The organism is Stenotrophomonas sp. IS26 (assembly GCF_054188265.1).
On the sequence record NZ_JBSZJV010000010.1, the window covers coordinates 23805 to 48048 of the forward strand.

General features: G+C 66.9%; 21 protein-coding genes and 1 tRNA gene. 10 read left to right on the plus strand and 12 right to left on the minus strand.

Translation table 11 applies throughout. The features are described 5' to 3' along the window. Positions 1-10: 10 nt before the first annotated feature. The gene (gene coaE / locus ACW6W5_RS10495) at positions 11-622 is read left to right on the plus strand and encodes a dephospho-CoA kinase (protein WP_152152491.1); all 612 of its coding nucleotides are present in this window, start codon (positions 11-13) and stop codon (positions 620-622) included. A gap of 36 nt (positions 623-658) precedes the next feature. On the opposite strand, the gene ACW6W5_RS10500 is transcribed toward coaE, so the two are convergent. The 4 genes from ACW6W5_RS10500 to rimK form a co-directional block, all read right to left on the minus strand. Beyond that, positions 659-2023 carry a sensor histidine kinase gene (locus ACW6W5_RS10500; RefSeq protein WP_121039289.1) on the minus strand — a complete coding sequence of 455 codons (1365 nt, stop codon included), beginning with the start codon at positions 2021-2023 and terminating at the stop codon, positions 659-661. Then, entirely contained in the window at positions 1986-2663 is a 678-nt protein-coding gene (locus ACW6W5_RS10505) for a response regulator transcription factor (protein WP_019183933.1), read from the minus strand. Before ACW6W5_RS10505 ends, ACW6W5_RS10500 begins: the two co-directional genes overlap by 38 nt. A gap of 142 nt (positions 2664-2805) precedes the next feature. Continuing rightward, the gene (locus tag ACW6W5_RS10510; RefSeq protein WP_121039293.1) at positions 2806-3273 is read right to left on the minus strand and encodes a cell division protein FtsQ/DivIB; all 468 of its coding nucleotides are present in this window, start codon (positions 3271-3273) and stop codon (positions 2806-2808) included. A 251-nt stretch (positions 3274-3524) separates the two neighbouring features. Next, positions 3525-4418, minus strand: coding sequence for a 30S ribosomal protein S6--L-glutamate ligase (rimK, locus tag ACW6W5_RS10515; RefSeq protein ID WP_121039296.1), 894 nt, complete (start codon positions 4416-4418; stop codon positions 3525-3527). Between the two features lie 142 nt (positions 4419-4560). Here rimK and ACW6W5_RS10520 point away from each other — a divergent pair, with 142 nt between their 5' ends. Further along, entirely contained in the window at positions 4561-5307 is a 747-nt protein-coding gene (locus ACW6W5_RS10520) for a hypothetical protein (protein ID WP_152152493.1), read from the plus strand. A 24-nt stretch (positions 5308-5331) separates the two neighbouring features. Here ACW6W5_RS10520 and ACW6W5_RS10525 read toward each other — a convergent pair. Then, a tRNA-Gly gene (locus tag ACW6W5_RS10525) sits at positions 5332-5405 on the minus strand. Between the two features lie 125 nt (positions 5406-5530). Beyond that, positions 5531-7360: an autotransporter outer membrane beta-barrel domain-containing protein gene (locus tag ACW6W5_RS10530; RefSeq protein WP_121039301.1), complete on the minus strand. Its 1830-nt coding sequence runs from the start codon at positions 7358-7360 to the stop codon at positions 5531-5533. 205 nt (positions 7361-7565) lie between these two features. Here ACW6W5_RS10530 and thiS point away from each other — a divergent pair, with 205 nt between their 5' ends. From thiS to ACW6W5_RS10550, 4 genes are read left to right on the plus strand one after another with little or no spacing between them, the layout of a single operon-like run. Further along, on the plus strand, positions 7566-7766 hold the full coding sequence (gene thiS / locus ACW6W5_RS10535; protein WP_121039303.1) for a sulfur carrier protein ThiS: 201 nt from the start codon (positions 7566-7568) through the stop codon (positions 7764-7766). Between the two features lie 38 nt (positions 7767-7804). Then, on the plus strand, positions 7805-8599 hold the full coding sequence (locus ACW6W5_RS10540) for a thiazole synthase (protein WP_121039307.1): 795 nt from the start codon (positions 7805-7807) through the stop codon (positions 8597-8599). After that, positions 8599-9333: a tRNA (guanosine(46)-N7)-methyltransferase TrmB gene (gene trmB, locus ACW6W5_RS10545; protein ID WP_152152495.1), complete on the plus strand. Its 735-nt coding sequence runs from the start codon at positions 8599-8601 to the stop codon at positions 9331-9333. The genes ACW6W5_RS10540 and trmB overlap by 1 nt, the downstream gene beginning before the upstream one ends. Before the next feature lie 24 nt (positions 9334-9357). Next, on the plus strand, positions 9358-11205 hold the full coding sequence (locus tag ACW6W5_RS10550; protein WP_121039313.1) for an SLC13 family permease: 1848 nt from the start codon (positions 9358-9360) through the stop codon (positions 11203-11205). A 103-nt stretch (positions 11206-11308) separates the two neighbouring features. Here ACW6W5_RS10550 and ACW6W5_RS10555 read toward each other — a convergent pair whose 3' ends face one another. Next, positions 11309-11656: a Rieske (2Fe-2S) protein gene (locus ACW6W5_RS10555; protein WP_152152497.1), complete on the minus strand. Its 348-nt coding sequence runs from the start codon at positions 11654-11656 to the stop codon at positions 11309-11311. Between the two features lie 177 nt (positions 11657-11833). On the opposite strand from ACW6W5_RS10555, the gene ACW6W5_RS10560 reads away from it, so the two are divergent. The 4 genes from ACW6W5_RS10560 (at position 11834) to ACW6W5_RS10575 (ending at position 14964) form a co-directional block, all read left to right on the plus strand. Then, positions 11834-12109: a hypothetical protein gene (locus ACW6W5_RS10560; RefSeq protein WP_121039319.1), complete on the plus strand. Its 276-nt coding sequence runs from the start codon at positions 11834-11836 to the stop codon at positions 12107-12109. A 108-nt stretch (positions 12110-12217) separates the two neighbouring features. Beyond that, the gene (locus tag ACW6W5_RS10565) at positions 12218-12925 is read left to right on the plus strand and encodes a fumarylacetoacetate hydrolase family protein (RefSeq protein WP_121039322.1); all 708 of its coding nucleotides are present in this window, start codon (positions 12218-12220) and stop codon (positions 12923-12925) included. A 54-nt stretch (positions 12926-12979) separates the two neighbouring features. Beyond that, the gene (gene mscL / locus ACW6W5_RS10570; protein ID WP_121039325.1) at positions 12980-13393 is read left to right on the plus strand and encodes a large-conductance mechanosensitive channel protein MscL; all 414 of its coding nucleotides are present in this window, start codon (positions 12980-12982) and stop codon (positions 13391-13393) included. A gap of 149 nt (positions 13394-13542) precedes the next feature. Continuing rightward, positions 13543-14964 carry a M28 family peptidase gene (locus ACW6W5_RS10575; protein ID WP_152152499.1) on the plus strand — a complete coding sequence of 474 codons (1422 nt, stop codon included), beginning with the start codon at positions 13543-13545 and terminating at the stop codon, positions 14962-14964. A gap of 284 nt (positions 14965-15248) precedes the next feature. Here ACW6W5_RS10575 and ACW6W5_RS10580 read toward each other — a convergent pair whose 3' ends face one another. The 5 genes from ACW6W5_RS10580 to ACW6W5_RS10600 form a co-directional block, all read right to left on the minus strand. Next, complete coding sequence (locus ACW6W5_RS10580) at positions 15249-16088, minus strand: TrmH family RNA methyltransferase (protein ID WP_152152501.1); 840 nt, start codon at positions 16086-16088, stop codon at positions 15249-15251. Then, positions 16081-17598, minus strand: a complete 1518-nt coding sequence (locus tag ACW6W5_RS10585; RefSeq protein ID WP_121039334.1) for an alanine/glycine:cation symporter family protein — start codon at positions 17596-17598, stop codon at positions 16081-16083. The genes ACW6W5_RS10580 and ACW6W5_RS10585 overlap by 8 nt, the downstream gene beginning before the upstream one ends. 129 nt (positions 17599-17727) lie before the next feature. Further along, positions 17728-20853 (minus strand): efflux RND transporter permease subunit, encoded by a 3126-nt coding sequence (locus ACW6W5_RS10590; RefSeq protein ID WP_152152503.1) that lies wholly within the window; start codon positions 20851-20853, stop codon positions 17728-17730. Beyond that, a complete protein-coding gene (locus tag ACW6W5_RS10595; protein ID WP_152152505.1) occupies positions 20850-21938 on the minus strand; it encodes an efflux RND transporter periplasmic adaptor subunit in 1089 nt (362 codons plus the stop codon). Before ACW6W5_RS10595 ends, ACW6W5_RS10590 begins: the two co-directional genes overlap by 4 nt. Before the next feature lie 248 nt (positions 21939-22186). Then, entirely contained in the window at positions 22187-24244 is a 2058-nt protein-coding gene (locus ACW6W5_RS10600) for a TonB-dependent copper receptor (protein WP_152152507.1), read from the minus strand.

Below are 24244 nucleotides of genomic sequence, written 5' to 3' on the forward strand. Positions count from 1 at the left end.
GGGCCGCGCGATGAGCCGCTTCGTGATCGGGCTGACCGGCGGCATTGCCGCCGGCAAGAGCGAGGTGAGCCGCCGCTTCGAGGCGCTGGGCATCACCGTGGCCGATGCCGACCTGGCCGCACGCGCGGTGGTGGCACCGGGCAGCGAGGGGCTGGCGCGGATCGCCGCCCACTTCGGCACCGACATCCTGCTGGCCGATGGCCAGCTGGACCGTGCCGCGCTGCGGGCCCGCATCTTCGCGTCGGCGCAGGAGCGCCAGGCGCTGGAGGCGATCACCCATCCAGCCATCCGTCAGTTGCTGCGCGAAACCTGCGAACAGGCCGAGGGGCCGTATGCGATCGCGGCGATTCCGCTGCTCACCGAGGCCGGTGGCCGCCAGCAGTATCCCTGGCTGGACCGGATCCTGGTGGTGGACGTGCCGGTGGCCGTGCAGCATGCACGGCTGATGCAGCGCGATGGCATCGATACCGCCTTGGCAGACCGCATGATCGCCGCCCAGGCCAGCCGCGAGGCGCGCCTGGCATTGGCCGATGATGTGGTGGTCAATGATGGCCACCCGGACCACCTGCAGGCGCATGTGGAGCGGCTGGATCGGGCCTATCGGGCGTTGGCGGCGCGGTAGATCTGGAGGAGCCGACCAACGGCCGGCTCTACCGTGTCAGGCGGGGGAGAACGTCAGCGTGGCAATCACGCCGCGCCCGGCCCCTGGCCGCACGTTGACCTGCCAGCCGTAGAGATCGCACAGGCGGCTGACGATGGACAGGCCGATACCCCCACCCTGCGAATGACCCGCGTGCGTTCCGCGATAGCCGCGCTGGAACAGCTTGGCGGCATCTTCTTCGCTCAGGCCGGGGCCGCTGTCGATCACCTCGACGGCGTTGTTGCCCACGCGCACGCGCACCGCGCCTTCCTTGGAGTACTTCACGGCATTGCCGATCAGGTTGCCCAACGCGACCGAGAGGGCCGATTCCGGCGCATCGATCACCAGGTCGTGGTTGCCTTCCAGGATCAGCTCCAGCGGCTTGCCGCCGAGCTGGGCACGGTGCGAATCCAGCAGCTGCTCGGAGACGCGGGCGACATTGCTGCTGCCCTGCCCGCGCTCGTTGCGCGAGAGCAACAGCAGCGCACCGATCAGATCGGTACATTGCTGCTCGGCACGCTGGATGCGCTGCAGGCGCTGCAGCACCTTCGGATCGAGATCGGGGCGGGTCAGCAGCAGTTCGGTGGCGCCGCGAATGACGGCCAGCGGCGTGCGCAGTTCGTGGCTGACGTCCGCATTGAATTCGCGGTCGCGCTGTACGACCTCGGTGAGGCGCGCGGAGTAGTCATCCAGCGCTTGGGCGAGCTGGCCCACTTCATCGTCCGGGAAGCGCGGTGCCAGCGGCTCGGGCTCGCTGGTGCCACCGCGATATGCGCGCAGGCGGGCGGCCAGATCGGACACCGGCTTCATCACCTTGGAGGCGGACCACCAGCCCAGCACCAGCGACAGCACGCTGAACACCAGCACCGAGAAGAACAGCGCGCGGTTGAGCTGGCTCTCACCGCGGATGCTCTCGGTCATGTCATAGGCGAGGAAGAACCATACGTCCGGCGTTTTACGCACCGCAAGCTTGTAGGAAAACGGCTTGCCGCCGTCATCCACGCCGCTGACGCCGTGGATGCCGTCGTTGAATTCGTACCAGTCCGGCTGTTCCTGGCGCAGCGCTTCGAACTTGTCCGAGCGGACCAGCCGCGCGTACATCTGCTGCACGGGCAGGTCGGGACTGCGCGAGGGATCGGCCGCGAATCGCTTGGCGTACTCGTTGATGTTGCGATTCATCACATCTTCGACCAGCTGGTTTTCCACGCGGGCGCGGGTCCAGTTGGTGGCGAACGCAAACAGCGTGGTCAGGCAGAAGCCCAACAGCACGAACGAGACGATGATGCGGCTGCGCAGCCGGCGCCGATATGGCGCGCGGCGACGCCCCCCCCTGCCCGTCACCGGATCAGGCTTCCGGCGCGGCGATGCGGTATCCGATGCCATGACGGGTCTGGATCATCGGAACCTCGAAGGGCTTGTCGACCACGGCGCGCAGGCCGTGGATATGCACGCGCAGGGAATCCGAATCCGGCAGCTCCTCGCCCCACACGCGGGTCTCCAGCTCCTGGCGGGTGACGACGGCCGGCGAGGCCTCCATCAGCGCCTGCAGGATCTTCAGTGCGGTCGGGTTGAGCTGCAGCAGCTTGCCTTGGCGGCGCACTTCCAGCGTGTCCAGGTTGTATTCCAGATCGCCGGTTTCCAGCACGCGGGTCTGCACGCCCTTGCCGCGACGCGACAGGGCGTTCAGACGCACCTCCACTTCCTGCAGCGCGAACGGCTTGATCAGGTAGTCATCGGCGCCGGAATCGAAGCCGGCCAGTTTGTTGTCCAGGGAATCGCGCGCCGTCAGCATCAGCACCGGGGTCTGCTTGCGCGCCTCGTTGCGCAGCTTGCGGCAGACCTCGATCCCATCCATGCCGGGCAGGTTGAGGTCCAGCACGATCGCGTCGAACTCATGGACGACCGCCAGGTGCAGGCCGGTGACGCCATCGGCTGCGAAGTCCACGGTGTGACCGCGGTCTTCGAGGTAATCGCCCAGGTTGGCGGCAATGTCGCTGTTGTCTTCGATGACGAGAATTCGCACTGGGACCTCTGATTCGTGGGGTTCAACGGAAAGAACGGAGCCGCAGGGCAGCATGTGGAAGGGGACTGCGCGACCTCAAGCTGACCATACAGCGTCGATTCTTAACATTAGACACCGTCGAATGCTGGCGCAGCGTCAAAACTCAGCGCTGATTCGACTGCGCGGGCTGAAGCTCACGCATCATGTTCTTGGCGCTTTCCGTCGCAATGCGTCGCTGGGCAACTGTGGCGCAGACACGCTGCGGCCGGTTGCTGCCGGTCGGCCGTTCGCTGCGGCAGACCATCCGGCTGTCTTCCTTGGCGGTGCTCATCAAGGTGTTGATGAGTTCCTGGTCATTGAACACATCCGTGCGCTGCAGTGGCGGAAGCTGGTCCACGCGCTCATTGCTGCCCAGCTTTACCCGGATCCGGTTCAGGGCCGCCTGCACGCGGCTCCGGTTTTCCAGGGTCATCTCGCTGTACTCCTCACTGCGCAGTGCGTTTTCGACGCTGGTCAGCTGCTGGGCGGCAGGGGCATCAGCGGTCAGCGTGACGGCGGCTTCCGCGGTCGGCTTGGCATGGACGGCGAAGGACAAGCAGCCCAGCAGGGCAATAACGGTCAATCGAGACATCCCTGACTTCCTTATCCGAAAATGAATGAGAGCCAACTCTACGAGGATGAAAGGCTTCCTACAAGTTACCGATGGCAGGGGAAAACGGAGCTGCCGGCCAGAAAAAGGCCCGGACAGCTGACGCTGACCGGGCCTGAAGGTGTTTCCCGATTACCGATCCTGCTGAGGAGGGCAGAGCTGCGGTTCGACAGAGCCTACGCCGGGGCCGATTAAACCGATGTTAAGGCCCTGCCCCACCTTGGAATACCGCATCAACCCTTTGTATTTGCAGGTTTTTTCAAGGAAGCGACATGATCAATGATGCGCCCGGCAAGATCGGCCTGGCAGATCGCCTCGATGCCTTCCAGCCCGGGGGTGGAGTTGACCTCCAGCACCAGCGGGCCGCGGCTGGAGCGGATCAGGTCCACGCCGGCCACGCCCAAGCCCAGCGCCTTGGCCGAGCGCACCGCCACCAGCTGCTCGGCCCGGCTGGCCTTGGCGGCCCGGGCGCTGCCCCCGGCATGCAGATTGGAGCGGAAATCCCCCTCTGGCGCCTGCCGTTGCATCGCCCCGACCACCTGATCGCCGACCACCAGGCAGCGCAGGTCGGCGCCCTGCGCCTCGCCGATGAACTCCTGCATCAGGAAGTTGGCGTAGAGCCCGCGCAGTGCCTCCACGATGCCGCGCGAGGCGCTGGCTTTCTCGGTCAGGATGACGCCGCGGCCCTGGGTGCCCTCGTTGAGCTTCACCACATGCGGCGGCGGGCCCAGCATCGAGAGCAGATCGACGGTGTCATCGGGGTTGTCGCCGAACACCGTGACCGGCATGTCGATGCCCTTGGAGGCCAGGATCTGGTGGGCGCGCAGCTTGTCGCGGGCGCGCAGGATGGCGTCGGAGGGGTTGGGCGTGCGGGCGCCCATCATCTCGAACTGACGCAGCACGGCCGTCCCGTAGCGGGTGACCGAGGCACCGATGCGCGGGATCACCGCGTCCACCCCGGTAATCGGCCGCCCCTTGTAATGCATGGTGAAGCCGTCCGCGGCGATGCGCATGTAACAGCGCAACGGATCGAGGATGCGCACGGTATGGCCCCGCGCACGCGCGGCCTCCACCAGGCGACGCGTGGAGTACAACTTGCTGTTGCGGGACAGGATGGCGAGTTTCATCGCGGCGCAGGGGGCAGGAAAGCGCGAAGCATAGCGTGCGGTGCGTTGGCCGCGATGACGGGCCACCCTGGCGATGCTGCGGCGCGCATCCAGCGGTTGTTCCACAATAATGGGAACCCACACAGATGCCCCGGCAACACGGATGACCACGCCTCCCACCCGTCATTGTTTCGCGGCCCTGCTCGGGGTTCTGCTCTCAGCGGGCACGCATGCCGAGCCTGCCCGTTTCACGGGCTACAGCGACTTCTACAGGTCGTTGGGCGATCCCCTGTTCGAGGGAAAGGGAACCGCACTCGACAAGCCCTGCACGGACGCACCGCGCGAGTGTCTGTGGACCACCTCGATGACGCAGGCCCTGCGGCGCTACGATGCAACCGATTGGATCGTTCCGGGCACCTTGCAGATGAACCCGGCCGATGGCGCACCCGACATTGCCTTCGATGGCCAGGCGCTGATGGTCGGTACGCGGCGGTGGCCATTACGCAGCGCTGTCCGTCTTGCACCACCGAACTGGCCCAGCGGCACCCCTATCGACCCGGAGAATCTGGCCAACGTCACCGCCTGGCAGCACGGCACGTCGGTGTGCCTGGACATGCAGTATGTGAGCAGTGGTAAAGGCGGTCGCTACACGCTGGTGGTGCTGTTGCAGGGTGAGCACCTGTACACCCTGCCCCCGCTCTTTGGCAGTTGCGTCGCCCTACAGAAGGCGGCGGGCAATGGATTCAGTTATCCGAGCAATACCTATCTGGGCCCGGGCATGGAAACCGACCCAAGTGGCCTGCAGGTGGACTATCTGCTGTCGGATGGCAAGACACGCGTTGCGCGTTATCTGCTGCGCTTTCCTGATCGGGGCGACCCTTTCACCTTCGAGGCATCGCGCGTGCGATGACGCTTGGCCTGGGAAGGTGACGCGTGGAGCGGGTGAAGGGAATCGAACCCTCGTCAGTAGCTTGGGAAGCTACAGCTCTACCATTGAGCTACACCCGCAAGGCGCGGCGTAAGTCTATTCGGGCGGGGCCCTCAAACGCAACGGGCGGCACTGCGCCGCCCGTTGTTTCACGCTCTTCTGCCGCCATGCACGGCGCCCGCGGGCGGGCGCTGCGCACGTGGGATCAGAAGCTGCCGCCGAAGCTGGCGAACAGCGACACGTCACGTGCACGCTTCTGCATCGTGGTGGTGCTCATGCCGATGTTGCTGCTCAGGCCCCACAGGTTCAGGCGCGCACCCAGCACGGCGGTGGCGTAGTTCTTGTCGAACGCCAGGCCCGGCACCTTGTACATGCCCACGTCCGGCATGGTCTGCAGCCAGGCGCTGGCCTGCTTGCTGTCCTCGAACTCGTGGTCATAGGTGACCTGCACGTAAGGCTTGACGTTGCCGCCATCGAAGCGGGCCTGCCAGCCGACGCGGCCGACGGTCGAATCCGTATCCTGGTCGCCATAGCCCAACGCCGAGGCGCTCAGGTTGGACTCGGTGTAGCCGTCCAGCTTGACCTTCTGCCAGATCACGGCGGCGACCGGACCGTGGCGGAAGCCGCCTTCGGTGCCGAACTCGTAGCCGGCGTTCAACGCGGCGGTCAGGTTGCTGCCTTCCGGCGAGCCCTTGTGGATGCGCGTTGCCGGGCCGAGCTGCAGCTTGCGGGTCACGTCGTAATCCAGCCAGCTGTAGCTGAGCTGGCCATTGACCCAGGCGCGCTCGCCATACCAGCCGGCGAACAGGCCCAGCGTGGTATCGGACTGGGTGAAGTCGCCCTTGTTGTTGCCGAAATCGGCGTCCATGCGGCCATAGCCGGCGAAGCCGCCGACCACCATGCCGTCACGCGCCCAATCCACACCGAACAGGCCGGCCGGGGCCATGCCGTCATACAGATCGGCGTGGGCGTAGCGCTGCATGTCGCCGCGCAGGTTGCCCCACCAGCTCAGGCCGTCGGCCGGACGGCCATCCACGTGCCAGCTGACCTGGTCAGCGCGCGAGCGGCCGATGGTCTGTGCCGAGTGGGTCAGGATCTGCTGGTTGCGCGGGGCTTCCAGGATCGACAGGGTGTACTCGCCCAGCATCTGGTGCGTGGCGGTGGTCGGGTGCACGCCATCGGCGAACACGTAGCTGTTGGCCGCGTTCGGGGTGACATAGCTGGTCGGGTTGCAGGTCAGCGACGAGGCCGTGGTGCAGGCCGGGCTGGTCACGTTGACGAAGCCGTACTGGCCCGGGTTGGCGACGATTTCCTGCAGGATGTGGAAGGTATCCACCGGAATCACCTGCAGGCCCGCGGCCTTCAGGCCACCGAACAGGGCATCGTTGTAGGCCTTGGCCAGCGCGGTACCGGCGGCCATGCCGGCCGGGCCACCGGCGCGGGCGCCCGGGGTCAGGCCGACGTCCGGAATGGTCGGGACCACGATGTATTCGGCGCCAGCCGCCTTCAGCGTGCCGACGATGCCGACCTGGTCGGTGACGGCATTGGTCAGCGTGGAGACCAGCGGCGCACCGGCCTGGATCGCGAACAGGTCATTGGCACCGCCCCACACGGTGTACAGCGCGTTCGGGTCGGCCTTGCCACCGTTGGCCGCCAGGTACTGCGCGGTCTGGGTCTTGAGCGAGTACACCGGCACGGCCGGGGTACCCGGGGCGAGCACCTGGCTGGTGTCCACACCGACACGAGCGCCGCCGATGGCGTAATTGTCACCGTTCTGGCCGTTGCCGTGGGCAGCGCCGTTGGTGCCGTAGTAGCTGGCCACATGCTGTGCCCAGGTCCAGCCCGGGTTGGTGGTGAACTGGCCCGTCACCGGCTGCACCGCGGCCGGCAGCAGCGGGCGGAAGTAGCCCGCATCGGTCAGGCTGTCGCCGATGAAGACGGTCTTGGTGTACGGCGACTGCGCCATGGCCGGCATCGCGGCCAGGGCGATGGCCACGGCCATGAGGGAACGGATCGGGCGTTTGCTGAGCAACATGAGAATTCCTTTAGGGTGGGGAAGACGGCGGACGTACGCCGGCGCACGGTGCCATGTTTCCACTGCACCTCGCCGGCATCACGCTGCGCTGCGGCATGACGCACGGCAGCCCGCCGCCCGGCCATCATTGGCCTGACGCTCGCGGCACCTCTGCCGCGGGGCGCACAGGGTACGCACTGTGGAGTGATTGCGGGACAATACCGTCATGAACATCCAGCTCAACGGCGAGAACCGCCAGCTTCCGCACACCGCCACCGTCCACGACCTGCTGCGCAGCGAGGACCTGCTCGAGCGCCGCGTGGCGGTCGAGGTCAATGGCGAGATCGTCACCCGCAGCCAGCACGCCAGCCACCCCCTGCGCGAGGGCGACGTGGTCGAGATCGTGCATGCGCTGGGCGGCGGCTGAGGCAGCATCGTGACGCGCGATAGGCGATAATTCCGGCCATGAATGCACCTGCCCCCACTGATTCGCTGGTGATCGCCGGCAAGACCTATGCTTCCCGCCTGCTCACCGGCACCGGCAAGTTCAAGGATCTGGAAGAAACCCGCCTGGCCACCGAGGCCGCAGGCGCCCGGATCGTCACCGTCGCGATCCGCCGCACCAACATCGGGCAGAACCCGGGCGAGCCGAACCTGCTCGATGTGCTGCCGCCGGACCGTTACACCATCCTGCCCAACACCGCCGGCTGCTACACCGCCGAAGACGCCGTGCGCACCTGCCGGCTGGCCCGCGAACTGCTGGACGGCCACAACCTGACCAAGCTGGAAGTGCTGGGCGACCAGAAAAGCCTGTACCCGGATGTGGTGCAGACCCTCAAGGCGGCCGAGCAACTGGTCAAGGACGGCTTCGAGGTGATGGTCTATACCTCCGATGACCCGATCCTGGCCAAGCGCCTGGAAGAGATCGGCTGCGCGGCGGTGATGCCGCTGGCCGCGCCGATCGGCTCGGGCCTGGGCATCCAGAACAAGTACAACCTGCTGCAGATCATCGAAGACGCCAAGGTGCCGATCATCGTCGATGCCGGCGTGGGCACCGCCTCCGATGCGGCCATCGCGATGGAACTGGGCTGCGACGGCGTGCTGATGAACACCGCCATCGCCGGCGCGCGCAACCCGATCCTGATGGCCAGCGCGATGCGCAAGGCCGTGGAAGCCGGCCGCGAGGCTTTCCTGGCCGGGCGCATTCCGCGCAAGCGCTACGCCAGTGCGTCCTCACCGATCGACGGGTTGATCGGCTGATGACCAATCCTTTCGACAGCGCCGGTGCCAAGGCACCGCCCAAGCCCTTCACCATCACCGAAGGCCGCCGCGAGGTCCGCAGTTTCGTGCTGCGCCAAGGGCGCTTCACCCCCGCCCAGCAGCGCGCGTTCGATGACCGCTGGCCGCGCTTCGGGCTGGATTTCACCGGCGAGCCGCGCGATCTGGATGCCACCTTCGGGCGCGATGCGCACAAGGTGCTGGAAATCGGCTTCGGCAATGGCGCCGCGCTGCGTTTCGCCGCGCAGCAGGACCCCAGCCGCGATTACATCGGGCTGGAAGTGCACGCGCCCGGCGTGGGTCGCCTGCTCAACGCCCTGGCCGACGACAACGCCGGCCACGTGCGCCTGTACCACCACGATGCCGTGGAGGTACTGGAAAAGGAAATCGCCGATGGCGCGCTGGATGAAGTGCGCATCTATTTCCCGGACCCGTGGCACAAGAAGCGCCACAACAAGCGTCGCCTGATCCAGCCTGGCTTTGCCGACCTGTTGGTGCGTAAGCTGCGCGTCGGTGGGCGCCTGCACTGCGCCACGGACTGGGAAGACTATGCCGAGCAGATGTGGGACGTGCTCGACGCCACTGCCGGGCTGACCAACCGCGCCGGCCCGCGTGGGCAGGTCGAGCGGCCGGAATGGCGCCCGCAGACCCACTTCGAAACCCGTGGCCAGAAGCTCGGCCATGGCGTGTGGGACCTGTTGTACGACCGCACCTGATCCGACAAGGAACCGCGCCACCCCATGGATACCGCGCTGACGCTGACTACCGACATGAAGCTCGTTCTGGGGCTGGTCGGCTTCACGATGGCGATGTTTCTGTTCGAGCGCATCCGCGCCGACGTGGTGGCACTGGTGGTGCTGGTGGTGCTCGGCGTCACTGGCCTGATTGCTCCGGAAGAAATCTTCGGTGGCTTCTCCGGTAACGCGGTGATGAGCATCATCGCCACCACCATCCTCGGCGCGGGCCTGGACCGCACCGGGGCGCTGAACCGGTTGGCGGCCTGGCTGCTGCGGCGCGGGCATGGCGTGGAAACACGCCTGCTGATGATGACCACCGCGATCGCCGGCTTGAACTCTTCGTTCATGCAGAACCCCTCGGTGATGGCGTTGTACCTGCCGGTCGCCTCGCGGCTGGCCGCGCGCACCGGGCTGACGCTGCAGCGCCTGCTGCTGCCGATCGCCGCGGCCATCGTGATGGGCGGTGCGCTGACCATGGTCGGCAACTCGCCACTGATCCTGCTCAACGATCTGCTGGCCTCGGCCAACAACAACCTGCCCTCGGGCCTGGCCACCATCGAGCCGCTGCGCATGTTCGCGCCGCTACCGATCGGCGTGGCCCTGCTGATCGCCTCGCTGCTGTATTTCCGCTACTTCGGTGATCGCAAGCTGGTGGAGGAAGAGACGCTGGCCAACGACGGCGTCACCCCGTCGCGCACCGAGAGCTACTTCGCCAAGACCTACGGCATCGAAGGCGATGTGTTCGAACTGGTGGTCACCGCCGAGAGCCCGCTGGTCGGCATGACCCTGGGCGAGGCCGAGAACGTGCACGATGCGCCGCTGCTGCTGGCGCTCAAGACCGGTAACGACACCCGCCTGGCGCCGCCAGCGGAGATGCGGATCTGGGTCGGCAGCGTGCTGGGCGTGATGGGCGCGCGCCAGCAGGTCAGCGATTTCGCGCAGAACCAGTTCCTGCGGATGTCCTCGCGGCTGAAGCACCTGGGTGATCTGTTCAACCCGAGCCGCGCCGGCATTTCCGAAGCGGTGGTGCCGCCCACCTCCGATGTGATCGGCAAGAGCGCTTCGGATCTGCGCCTGCGCAAGCAGCGCGGCATCAGCCTGCTGGCGATCAACCGCGACAAGCAGGTGATCCGCGAGGACGTGCGCAATGTGGCCCTGCGCGCGGGTGACATGCTGGTCTTCCACAGCATCTGGACCGACCTGGCGCAGGCGGCCAAGAGCCGCGACTTCGTGGTGGTGACCGATTACCCCAAGGGTGAGCAGCGGCCGCACAAATTCAAGATCGCGATGAGCATCTTCGCCATCACCATCCTGATCGCGCTGACCTCCAAGCTGCCGGTGGCGCTGACCCTGATGACCGGCGTGGCCGGCATGCTGCTGACCGGCGTGCTGCGCATGGACGAGGCCTACGCCTCGATCAACTGGAAAACCGTATTCATGATGGCCGGGCTGATTCCGCTCGGCTGGGCGATGGACAGCAGCGGCGCGGCGGCGTGGATCGCCGGGCACACGATCGACCGCCTGCCGACCGGCATCCCGGTGTGGGTGCTGGAAATCGCGCTGGCACTGTTGACCACGATGTTCTCGCTGGTGATCAGCCACGTGGGGGCAACCATCGTGATGGTGCCCATCGCGGTGAACCTGGCGCTGGCCGCCGGTGGCAGCCCGACCGCGTTTGCGCTGATCGTGGCGTTGTCGGCCTCGAACAATCTGATGACGGCCTCCAACCCGGTGATTTCGATGATCACCGGCCCGGCCAATTACACCCCGCGCGAGCTGTGGCGGGTCGGCGCCCCGCTGTCGTTGATCTATACGGCGGTGGTGGTGCTGATGATCAACCTGATGTTCTAGGGCGTGCCGGCCAGCGGCCGGCACTACCGGTCGGTGGGCGACATCTGAGACGTAGCGGCCAACGGTCGCTACCTACCGATGGGCCCGGGCCCACCGGTCGTTGTCACGCCAGCCAGACCTGGCCGTCGCGCACCTGCACGGACACCGCGCGCAGGCGATCACCGCGACACGGGCCGGCCACGCAATCACCGTTGTCCAACGAGAACGAGGCGCCATGCGCTGCGCACACCAGATGGCCGTCCTTGCTTTTCAGGAACTGCCCCGGGGCCCAGTCCAACCGGCGGCCCGCGTGCGGGCAGATGTTCAGCCACGCGCGCACCTGGTCACCCTCGCGGTACAACACCACCGATTCGCTGTCGCCCTCAATGGTGGCATCGGTTTCGGCGAAACCCCCGTCGGCCATGGCATCCAGGACGATGAGGGCAGTGGCGGTGGACTCTGGAACGGACATGGCATCTACAACAGGCAGTGGAAGCACAGTGTCTCACGCACTCATGTCACTGGCTCCCGGATGAATACAAGTCATTGATTTGAAATGAACACGCGGTACGTTTAACGACTTTTTCACTCAATGACAAAAGCCAGCACGGATACTCGTCCACTGCTGACCTCAGCCAAAAAGAGTGCCATGTACAGCCGCATCTTCCAGTTCAACCAGTTCCGTGCCCTGTTCGCGCCGCGCAAGCCGCGCCACCCGTTGGTGCGCGTCGCGGTCGGTCTGTTGGGCCTGGCGATCCTGGCCGCGCTGGTGTTCGTGGGTGTGTTCGTGGGCGCGGCGATGATCATCGCCGGTCTGGCATGGAAGCTGCTCGCCCAGCGCAAGAGTGCGCGCACCGTTCCGTCGCAGGTCGTGGACGGCGAGTACCGGGTGGTCCGCAAGCAGGCCTTGCCGATGTCGCGTTGATCCACGCGCATTGCTCCTGATGACGGCCGCGCCCTGCGCGGCCGTTTCTGTTTGTGGCGGCGGGAAAACGCTCTAGACTGCGGCGAAACCTCTCCACAGGACGCGCGCATGACCGATGTAATCCCCACGCCCGAGCAGCCCCGCATTCCGGTCGCCGGCGGCGGTACCTTCCCGGTGCGTCGCATCTACTGTGTGGGCCGCAATTTCGCTGATCACGCGCGCGAAATGGGCGCGGCGGTGCCGTCAGCCGACGATCGCGGCCGCCCGATGTTCTTCAGCAAGCCGGCCGATGCGATCGTGGTCGGCCATGACGATGTGATCCCCTACCCGCTCGCCACCCAGGACCTGCACCACGAGGTGGAGCTGGTGGTGGCGATCGGCAAGGACGCGCCTGCCGGCGAGTTGCCGGTCGACCAGGCCGAGGCGCTGGTGTTCGGCTACGGCGTCGGCCTGGACCTGACCCGCCGCGATCTGCAGGCGCAGGCCAAAGCCAAGGGCCACCCGTGGGATCCGGCCAAGGGTTTTGACCAGTCCGCCCCCGTGAGCGAGCTGGTGCCGGCCGGTGAAGTCGGCGATCTGGCCGCCCTCAATCTGTCGCTGGAGATCAATGGCGAGGTGCGTCAGCAATCACTGCTGGACCAGATGATCTGGAACGTGCCGGAGATCCTGCACGAGCTCTCCAAGCTGTGGGCACTGCGCGCGGGCGATCTGGTCTTCATGGGCACGCCCTCGGGCGTGGCCGCATTGAAGCCGGGCGACCGTTTCAGCGCGCGCCTGGAAAACGTGGCCGAGCGCCACGGCATCATCGCTGGATGACATCCGCTGCGTTACGCTGCTGCGTCTTTTTCCCCACTGCGACAGGAGAGCCCGATGGGTGTACTGACTGAGTTCAAAGAATTCGCCATGCGTGGCAACGTCATCGATCTGGCCGTGGGTGTGGTCATCGGTGCGGCGTTCGGCAAGATCGTCACCGCACTGGTGGACAAGATCATCATGCCGCCGTTGGGCTGGATGATCGGCCGGGTGGACTTCTCCGAGCTGGCCTGGACCCTCGCCCCGGCCCGGATTGCCGCCGATGGCAAAGAGATTCCGGCGGTAGTGATCGGCTACGGCGATTTCCTCAACACCGTGGTGCAGTTCGTGATCGTGGCCTTTGCGATCTTCATGGTGGTCAAGTTCATCAACCGCCTGGCCCGCAAGAAGCAGGCCGAGCCGGCCGCCCCGGCGGCGCCGAGTGAAGAAGTGCTGCTGCTGCGCGAGATCCGCGACAACCTCAAGCACTGAGGCAGCACCACCGGTGGTGCCGAAAGCCCCCCCGGCGGGGCTTTCGCTTTTGGAAAACAGTATCTGCCGGAGCATGACGTCCCGCCCATGTGCGTGCGGGAGAGGCTGGTAAGCTCGGACGCTTCCGCCCCGTTTCCCGGAGTTCGTCCATGCGTCGCCGCGTCCTTGCCATCGCATCTTCCCTCGCCCTGCTGGCCGCGCCCGCGTTCGCGGCGACCGGTATCACCACGCTGCCGCCGACCTCGCTGGCCACCGCCGCCGAGCTGCGCGAGCAGGCCCTCAAGGACGACACCGGCTGGAAGGTGGTCGAATCGCTGACCACCGAGATCGGCCCGCGCATCGCCGGCAGTGAAGCCGACGCACGCGCCGTGGCCTGGGCGGTGGCGAAGTTCAAATCACTGGGCTTCGACAAGGTCTGGACCGAGCCGGTCACCTTCCCCAAGTGGGAGCGCCGCAGTGAGCACGCCGAAGTGATGGGCAAGCACGCCCAGCCGCTGACCATCACCGCACTGGGCGGCAGCCCGGGCGGCACGGTGGAGGCCGAGGTGGTGCGCTTCGCCGATCTGGCCGCGCTGCAGGCCGCGCCGGCCGGCTCGCTGAAGGGCAAGATCGCCTTCGTCGATTACCAGATGACCGCCTACCGCGATGGCCGTGATTACGGCAACGGTGGCGCGGTGCGCAGCAAGGGCCCGTCCGAGGCGATCCGCAAGGGCGCGATCGGCTTCGTGATGCGCTCGGCCGGCACCGATTCGCACCGCGTGCCGCACACCGGCATCACCCGCTTCGATGACGGCCTGACCCCGGTCCCGGCTGCCGCGCTGTCGGTGCCCGATGCCAACCAGCTGGCGCGCCTGGTCGCGCTCGGCAGCACCACGCTCAAACTCAGCCTGGATTGCGGCTGGGACGGCAAGGCGACCTCGTACAACGTGATCGGCGAGATCACCGGGCGCAGCCTGCCCAAGGAAGTGGTGGTGATCGGCGGTCACCTCGATTCCTGGGACCTGGGCACCGGCGCGGTGGATGACGGCGCCGGCGTGGGCATCACCATGGCGGCCGGCCATCTGATCGGCCAGCTCAAGCAGGCGCCCAAGCGCACCATCCGCGTGATCGCCTTCGCCAACGAGGAGCAGGGCCTGTACGGCGGCAAAGCGTATGCCGAAGCGCACGCCAAGGATGTGGTGCTGCACCAGCTCGCGGCCGAGAGCGATTTCGGCGCGGGCCGCATCTACGCCTTCAACACCGGCTCACCGAACCCGGCCACCTCGCGCGAAGCCACCCGCCAGATCGCCGAGGTGCTCAAGCCGCTCGGCATCGAGTACGCCGCCGACAAGGGTGGCCCGGGCCCGGACGTGGGTCCGCTGGCGGCCAAGGGCGGCGCCTGGGCATGGCTGGCGCAGGACGGCAGCGACTACTTCCACCTGCACCACACCGCAGACGACACGCTCGACAAGATCGACCCGGCCGCACTGGCGCAGAACGTGGCGGCCTACACCGTATTCGCCTATCTCGCCGCCGAAGCCGAGGGCAGCTTCGGCAGCGAAGCCAAGCCGACCACGCCGCCGAGCGAATAAAAAAAAAGCCCGGTCGCAATGCGACCGGGCTACCGGGATAACGTCACACCCCACGCGGTGAGCGCCGCTAGACCTTCGCGGTCCGGACAAGCGGATCGCCGCGCTGCGGGGGTGTCTCTCCTCACCCACGCAGCACAGCGCCCGCCCGGCACTGTGCGCAGTTTGCACTGCATGCACTATGCGATTAATCCGAATCGGATGTAGTCACGACGATTTCGGTGAAACCGATCACACCGTGGGTGGCGCGAATGACGCCGCGCTCCCCCCGAAAACGCTCGCAGTGGTCAAACGCGACTGCGTCCGTACCACTGCGCCAACAATACGGCCGTCGCCGAGGCGACGTTGAGGCTTTCCACGGCACCGGTGCCCGGGATGGAAACCTGGTGGTCGCAGTCCTGCGCCAGTTCGCGATCCATGCCCTCGCCTTCGGCGCCCATGACGTAGACCAACCGCGACGGCAGCGTAGTGGCGAACAGATCATCCCCGCCTTCCACCAGCGTGGCAGCCAGACTCAACCCGGCCGCGCGCAGCTGCGCCATCGCCTCGGGCAGTTCCGGCAGACGCACCAGCGGCACCGCCTCGGCGCCACCTTCGGCCACGCGCGCGGCCGCACCGGACAGCGCCAGCGTGGAATCCGGCGGCAGCAGCAGCCCGGCCACACCGAAGTGCGCCGCCGAGCGCAGGATCGCGCCGAAGTTGTGCGGGTTGCCCACGCCATCCAGCCACAGCGCCAGCACCGGCTTGTCGGCCGGCAGCGTGGCCAGCCATTCGTCCAGCGTCAGCATCGGCGCACGCAGCACGTCGGCCACCAGACCCTCGTGGTGGGTCGTCGCGGCGAGCTTGTTCAGATCGCCGTCTTCCACCACGCGGTAACCGACGCGGTTGGCCACGCACCATTTCAGCACCGGCTGCATGCGCGGGATCAGCGCCTCGGTCAGGTACAGCTTGCGCAGCGCCTGCGGGCGATGCTCGAACAGGGCCTGCACGGCATTCCAGCCGTACAGGCGCAGCTCGTCGTTGCCGCGGCCGGGCGGCGGCGGCGTGCCACCTTCGCGGGGCGGCAACGGCGTGGCGCGCGGCGGCCGCGAGGACGGACGGCGCGCATTCTTCCAGGGATCATTCACTACGGGACAGCTCCAGCTTGCGGGTACGCCAGAAATCGGCGTTCTTGATGCCAAGTGCATCGGGGTCGAAGGTCGGATCCAGGCCGAGCTTCTTTTGGCGTTCGTAGTCGCGCAGGGCCAGCATCGCCGGCTTCTGCACGATCAGGATCGCGATGATGTTCAACCACGCCATCAGGCCTACGCCGATGTCGCCCAGCGCCCACGCCATGCCGGCATTGTGGAAGGCACCGAAGATCACCATGCCGATGATGCCCAGGCGGAGCAGCAGGACGGTCAGCGGGCGCTTGGCGTTGTTGTTGACGTAGGTCAGGTTGGTCTCGGCCATGTAGTAATAGGCCATGATCGTGGTGAAGGCGAAGAAGAAGATCGCGATCGCCACGAAGGCCGCACCGAAGCCCGGGATGACGGTTTCCACCGCCGCCTGCGCGTAGCCCGCGCCTTCGGCGACACCGGCCAGGCCGGCGAACACCGGCGCGCCGCCCGGCACCGGGGAATACACGTTGTAGGTGCCCGCGGCCAGGATCAGGAACGCGGTGGCGGTGCACACCATCATGGTGTCGAAGTAGATCGCGAAGGCCTGCACGTAACCCTGCTTGGCCGGGTGCGAAACCTCCGAGGCGGCGGCCGCATGCGGGCCGGTGCCCTGGCCGGCCTCGTTGGCGTAGATGCCACGCTTGACGCCCCACTCCACCGCCAGACCCATCATCGCGCCGAACGCAGCATGCGCACCGAAGGCGCTGCTGAACACCGTGCGGAACATGTCCGGCACGCGGTCGTAGTTGATGATCATGATGGTGATGGCCATCAGGATGAAGGCGGCGGCCATGAACGGAACGACCACCTCGGCGAAGTTGGCGATGCGCTTGACGCCGCCGAAGATCACCACCGACAGCAGCAGCGCGACCACGATACCGATGCCCAGCTTGAGCGCCTGCACCGATTCCAGGCCCATGAACTGGCCATCCAGCGGCCCGCACAGGGCGCCGCCGCGGCAGGCGTTGATGATGCTGTCGGCGATGGCATTGGCCTGCACGCCCGGCATCAGGAAGCCGGCGGCGATGATGGTCGCCACGGCGAAGGCCAGGGCGTACCACTTCAGGCCCATGGCCTTTTCGATGTAATACGCCGGGCCACCGCGGTAGCGGCCTTCGGCATCCTTGGTCTTGTAGATCTGCGCCAGGGTGCACTCCACATACGAGGTGGACGCACCGAGGAAGCCCATCACCCACATCCAGAAGATCGCACCGGGGCCGCCGAAGGCGATCGCGGTGGCCACACCGGCGATGTTGCCGATGCCCATCCGGCCGGCCATGGACATGGCCAGCGCCTGGAACGAAGACACGCCCGCGTCGGATTTCTCACCCTGCACGGTGAGCCGGCACATTTCCACGAACCCACGGATCTGCATGAACCGGGTACGGGCACTGAAGTACAGGCCTGCGGCAAGACACAGGAAGATCAGAGCTTTGCTCCAGATGATCCCGTTGATGAAACTGACTACTTCTTCCACGCGCTCTCTCCAGTCGGCGGAAACAAAAGGAACGTCCCCGTCGGCTGGGACCCGGTCGATTCTCCACGATCCGCGCCGGAGTGCGTAGTGGCAATTTCGATGAATGGGCGGCAATGCCGCCCATTCGGGTCAGGCATGGCCGCCGACCGAGGGCGTTTGCGCTTCCTGGCGGGCCAGTTCACGCGCCACGGCTTCCGGCGAGCGGGTGTACGGGGCCAGCAGCGAGTAGAACGCCGGCACCACGAACAGCGACAGGAACGTGGACACGGTCACGCCGAAGATCACCACCACGCCGATCGTGCCGCGGCTGGCCGAACCCGGGCCACCGGCCACCACCAGCGGGATCGCACCGACCACGGTGGCGATGGAGGTCATCAGGATCGGGCGCAGGCGCACCATCGCCGATTCGACGATGGCCTGGTGCACGTTGCGGCCCTCATCGCGCAGCTGGTTGGCGAACTCCACGATCAGGATGCCGTTCTTGGCCGCCAGGCCCACCAGCATCACGATGCCGATCTGGCTGAACAGGTTGATCGTGCCACCACTGACATATAGCCCCAGCAGCGCGCCGAGCACGCCCAGCGGCACCGTCAGCATGATCACCAGCGGGTGGATGAAGCTCTCGAACTGCGCAGCCAGCACCAGGAACACCACCAGCAGGGCCATCGCGAAGGTCAGCAGCACGGCGCTGCCCGCGTTCTGGTACTCGCGCGATTCGCCCTTCCAGCTGATCTGCGCATGCTGCGGCAGCTCTTCACTGGCCACCTGCTGGGCCCAGGCGATGGCCTCGCCCAGCGGATAGCCCGGGGCCAGGCCGGCGTTGATGGTGATCGAGCGCAGCCGGTTGAAGCGGTTGAGGCTGCCGGCTTCGGCCACTTCGCTGAGCGTGACCAGGTTGGACAGCGGGACCAGTTCGCCGCCACTGGCACGCACGCGGATCGCGGCCAGATCCGACGGCGAGGCGCGGCCGTCGCGCCCGGCCTGGACCAGCACGTCGTACTCCTCGCCGTTGTCGACGAAGGTGGTGACGCGGCGCGAGCCCATCATGGTTTCCAGCGCGCTGCCGATCGCGGTGACCGATACGCCCAGATCGGCCGCACGCTGGCGATCGATGTTCACGCGCATCTGCGGGCGGGTTTCCTTGTAATCCGAGTCCGCACCGACCAGGCCAGGGTTGTCGGCCATGCGCAGCAGCATGCGGTCACGCCACTGCGCGATCTCCGCGTATTCCGGGCCACCCAGCACGATCTGGAACGGCTGGCCCTGGCTGCGCACCAAGCCGCCACCCACCTGGGTACGCACGCGCACGCCCCGCAGGTCATTGAGGTGGGTCTGCAGCTCGGCCGCTACATCCGGGGTGGAGACATCGCGCTGACGCCAGGGCTGCAGGAACACGCTGATGCGGCCGGTATGCATTTCCTCGCTGGAGCCCCAGCCGCCGGGCACGCGCGGGTTGGCACGCACGATCGGCTCATCTTCGCCGACGAAACCGGAGACGATCTTCTCGACCTGCTGGACCTGGCCGACGGTGTAATCGAAGCCCGCACCTTCCGGGCCATCGATCATGATCTGGAAGGAGCCGCGGTCTTCGGCCGGGGCCAGTTCGGAGGGCAGCACCTTGAGCAGCAGCGCGCTGGCCAGCAACGAGAGGATCATCACCACGATGTAGACCCAGGTGCGGGTCACATGCGCTTCCAGGAAACGCCCGTAGGCGGCCGACAGGCGATCCAGATTGCGGTTGATCACCCCGTGCAGGCCCTTCGGTGCCTGGCCGGTATGCGGCTTGAGCAGCTTGGAGGCCATCATCGGGGTCAGCGTGAGCGACACGAACGCCGACAGCGCCACCGCCGCGGCCAGTGCGACGGCCAGCTCGCGGAACAGGCGACCGGTGTTGCCTTCCAGGAAGCCGACCGGCAGGAACACCGCGACCAGCACCGCGGTGGTGGCGATGACCGCGAACGCCACCTGGGTGGTGCCGCGTTTGGAGGCGACCAGCGGCGGCTCGCCCAGATCGATGCGACGCTGCACGTTCTCCACCACCACAATGGCGTCATCCACCACCAACCCGATACACAGCACCAGCGCGAGCAGGGTCAGCAGATTGATCGAGAAACCGAACGCATACAGCGCGATGAAGGCGGCGATCAGACAGACCGGCACCGTCACCGCGGGAATCAATGCGGCACGGAAACTGCCGAGGAACAGCCAGATCACCGCCAGCACCAGCAGCATCGCCTCGACCAGCGTGGCGTACACGCGATCGACCGCGGCCTCGATGAAGGTGGTGTTGTCGAAGGCCACGAAGATGCGGGTGCCTTCCGGCAGCGTGCTGCTGATCCGGTCGGCTTCCGCGCGCGCTTCACGGGCGACATCCAGCGCGTTGGCGGTGGAGGTCTTGACGATGCCCAGGCCGATGTTCGGCTCGCCATTGCTGCGGTAGTAGGCCCGGCGCTCAGACGAGGCCAGTTCGATCTTGGCCACATCGCCCATGCGCACCACGTACCCATCAGTGCCCTTGCCCAGCGGGATGCCGGCGAAGTCCTCGGGTTTGACGTAGTTGCGCTCCACGCGCAGGGTGAAATCGCGGTCGGCCGATTCGATGCGGCCAGCCGGCAGTTCCACGTTCTCGTTGCGCAGCGCGGTTTCCACATCGCCCACGGTGAGGCCGCGCGCGGCGAGCTGGTCGCGGTCCAGCCAGATCCGCATCGCATAGCGCTGGCGGCCACCGATGCGGACCTGGGCCACGCCATCCAGGCTGGAGAAGCGGTCGACGATGTAGCGGTCGGCGTAGTCGCTCAGCTCCAGCGTATCCATCGAGGTCGAGCTCATGTTGAGCCAGATGATGGGGTCGGCGTCGCTCTCGACCTTGGCGATTTCCGGCGGCCGCGCCTCTTCGGGCATGCGGTCGGCAACGCGGCTGACCGCATCGCGCACATCGTTGGCGGCCGCTTCGATATCGCGGTTGGACGTGAATTCGATACTGACCTGCGAGCGCCCGTTGGAGCTGCGCGCGTTGATCGTATCGATGCCTTCGATGCCGGCCAGCGCATCTTCCAGTACCTGGGTGATGCGGCTTTCGATGACCGCTGCCGACGCGCCGGTGTAATCGACCGAGACCGAGACGATCGGCGGATCGATCGCAGGCAGTTCGCGCAGGGTCAAACGCGTGAATGACATGAAGCCCAGCACGACCAGCAGCAGGCTCATCACCACGGCGAAGACCGGCCGCTGGATGGAAACGTCGGAAAGCTTCATCCGGCGGTGTCCGGTTCGGCCGTCGCGGCCGCGGCCGGCGCGACCGGTGCAGCGTCCTCGGCCTGGATCTTCAGGCCCGGGCGCAGCTTGCCGGTGCCGTCCACCACGATGCGGTCACCCACGGCGAGGCCTTCGCGGATTTCCACCACACCGCTGCGGCGCCCTCCGGCGACGATGTCGGCACGCTCCACGCTCTGGTCCGGCGTGACCCGGAACACGTAGGAGTCGCGTCCGACCTGGACGACCGCGATTTCAGGGATGACCAGCGCCTGGCGCTCGGGGCGGAACATGCGCACATCCAGCAGCATGCCCGGCCGCAGTGCGTGATCGGCATTGATGAAGTCCGCACGCACGGTGACCGCACGCGTGCCCGGATCCACGCGGGTATCGATGGTGGCGACCTTGCCTTCGAAGTTGCGGCCCGGATACGCCACGCTGGTCGCGTTGACCTTGTCGCCGGTGCTCAGCGAGGCCAGCTCCGCTTCGGGCACCTGGAAGTCAACGTGCATGCGCTCGATGTCATCGAGCGTGGTGATCGCGGTGCTGGGGGTGACCAGCGAACCGGCGCTGACCTGGCGGATGCCCAGCACGCCGGCGAACGGCGCACGCACCCGGCGGTCGCCGATGTCGGACTGCATTTCGCGCACGCGGGCATCAGCGGCGTCGCGGATGGCGCGCTGCGTGTCCAGCGTGGAGCTGGCCACCAGTTGCTGGGCGGCGAGTTCGCGCTGGCGCTTGTACAGCTGGTCCGCCTCCAGGAACGTGGCCTGGGCCTGCAGCAGCGCGGCTTCCTGGGCCTGGCCGCGCAGGGTGACCAGCGGCGTGCCGGCACTGACCTGCTGGCCACTTTCGAAGTGCACCGTCTCGATGATTTCGCTGACCTTGGCGGTGACCGTCACCGACTCGCGCGCCTTCGCCGTGCCCAGTGCCTGCAGCGTGTCGCTCCATGCCGAAGCCTTCACCACCTGGGTGGTGACCGGTACGGCGTCTGCCTGCCGGCGAGCGGCCTCGTCTTTACTGCCACACCCTGCCAAAGCGACCAAGGCGATGCCAGCGGCGAAGCGCGCTGCGATGCGTCCCAACATGTGATGCAATCCCGGTTGTTTCTCGACCGCCGAGTGTATAGAGGGGTCGAGCCGGGGCATATGTGCCAAGCGTTTACCGGCCCGTTCACATCTGCCGGTGACGGGCGAAGGCCTTTCCGTGCTGGGGCCTGCACAGGATGTATCGCCATGTATCGACGCATGTCGAAGTGCGCGGCACGCGCCGGGGTGTCGGATCCGGCGGCGCCGGGCGCCGGGCGGGAGACAGGTCGCCCGCCCGGCCAACGTGCTCAGTAACGATAGTTCACTTTCAGCCAGGCGGTGCGGCCAGGTTCGTTGATGCGCACCGGATCGGCCGGGAAGCCGAAATCGGCGCTGCCGGCCAGGTTCAGATGCTCGCTGTAGGCGCGGTCGAACAGGTTGTCCACGCCCGCACTCACCAGCAGCGCCTCGTTGACCCGGTAGCTGGCGTTCAGGGCCAGGGTGGCGAAGCCGGCGCTGGGGCCGAGATCGCGGGCGACCACGTTGCCCTGCCCCGCCGCGACCCGGCCCTGACGCGAGACCGCGCGTGCCAGCGCCCCCACGCTCCAGCGCTCGCCTTCCCAGGCGGTGCTGAGCCGGGCTTCCAGCGGCGGCATCTGCGGCAGCGCGCGGCCGTCACTGCGGTTCTCGCCCCAGGCATAGGCCAGCGTGCCGCCGAGTTTCCACTGCTGCGCCAGCTGCCACTCCGCGCCCGCCTCGGCGCCGGCAATGCGCGCATCGACATTGCTGGCCTGGCTGGTGCTGCCCATCATGCCGCCGTCGCGGTAGGTGAACAGGATGTAGTCCTGGATGCGCCCGGCATACGCCGAGACCCAGGCGTTGAGGCGGTCGGTGCGGTACTGCAGGCCCAGATCGAGCTGGGTGGTTTCTTCCGGCTGCACGCCGGTGAAGGCGTTGATCGCGCCGGCCGGGCCGAGATTCGGCGAGAACAGTTCCCAGTAGTCGGGCATGCGCTCGCTGTGGCCGACGCCGGCGTACCAGGTCAACGCGGGTGCGATGTCGCGCTCGAACCGGACGAAGCCGCTGCCGAGGTTCTCGCGACGGGTCTGCCCGGCGGTCGGGTTCGGCATCGCCATCATGCCGGCGGTGGCGCGCTCATCCTTCACCTCGGCACGGTCGATGCGCAGGCCACCGACCCAGCGTCGCGCGGTGCCCTCGCCCAGCGTGATCTCGGTGAACGCCCCGAGGTTCTCAAAGCGTGCATCGGTACGCCACGGCTGCTGGCGGTACACGTTGCGACCCATCGCGTTGCGGCTGCGATGGCGGCTGTCCTGCGCGTCCACGCCGGCAACGATGGCGATGTCCTGCCAGCGCCATTCCGAGGCGATACGGCCACCGGTGGTGCGGCGATCAACGTTGGAGCCCATCGGCATCGGCATGCTGCTGGCCGGGTTCGGCGTGCGCAGCGTGTAGTTGTCCATCACGTGGTCGGCGTCGTTGTAGTAAACGTTGGCCTGCAGCTTGTCCCATGCACCGGGCAGGTTGTCCTTCTCGAAGCGGGCGGCGTAGCTGGTGCGCTTGAACGCGGCACCGTCCATGCCGCGGCCGGCGTAACGCGCGATCGCATCGCCGGTGCCGGCCGAGAGTTCCAGCACGGTATCGGCATCGGGTGTCCAGCCGACGGCGACATCGCTGTTCCACTTGCGCCACTTGGAGGGCACCACATCCCCGTTGCCGTCCTTGTAGTCATCCGATTCGGAGCGGTTGCCGTTGACGCGCACATAGCCCGGCGAAGCGCCGGCGGTGAGGTCCAGCACCTGGTCATTGCGGTTGCGCGAGCCGACCAGGGCGCTGGCGTTGATATCCATGCCCGGCTGATCGAAACGCGGGGTATCGCGCTCGAAGCGCACCGTGCCGGCCGAGGCACCGGCGCCCCAGCGCACGCTCTGCGGCCCCTTGATGATGGTCAACCGATCGAAGGTTTCCGGGGCGATGTAGGACAGCGGGTTGTCCATGCGCGAAGGGCAGGCACCGATCAGATTGCCTTCGTTGCTGACGATGTTCAGGCGCGAACCGAACATGCCGCGCAGCACCGGATCGCCGTTGGTGCCGCCGTTGCGGATCGCCGAGAAGCCGGGAACCGTCTTCAGATAATCAGCGCCATCGCTGGCCGGCACCGGCTGCCGCGGCAGGCGCGGATCGGTGACCCAGTGCAGCGGCGATGAGGGCGCGGTGGCGGTGACCACCAGCGTATCGAGGGTGTGGGCGTCGTCGTTGGCGGCATGCAGCGGCAGCGCGACCAGGGCCAGCGACAGGGAAACAGACAGGCGCGTCAGTGCGCCCGCGCTGCGGGAAGAAACGTTCAT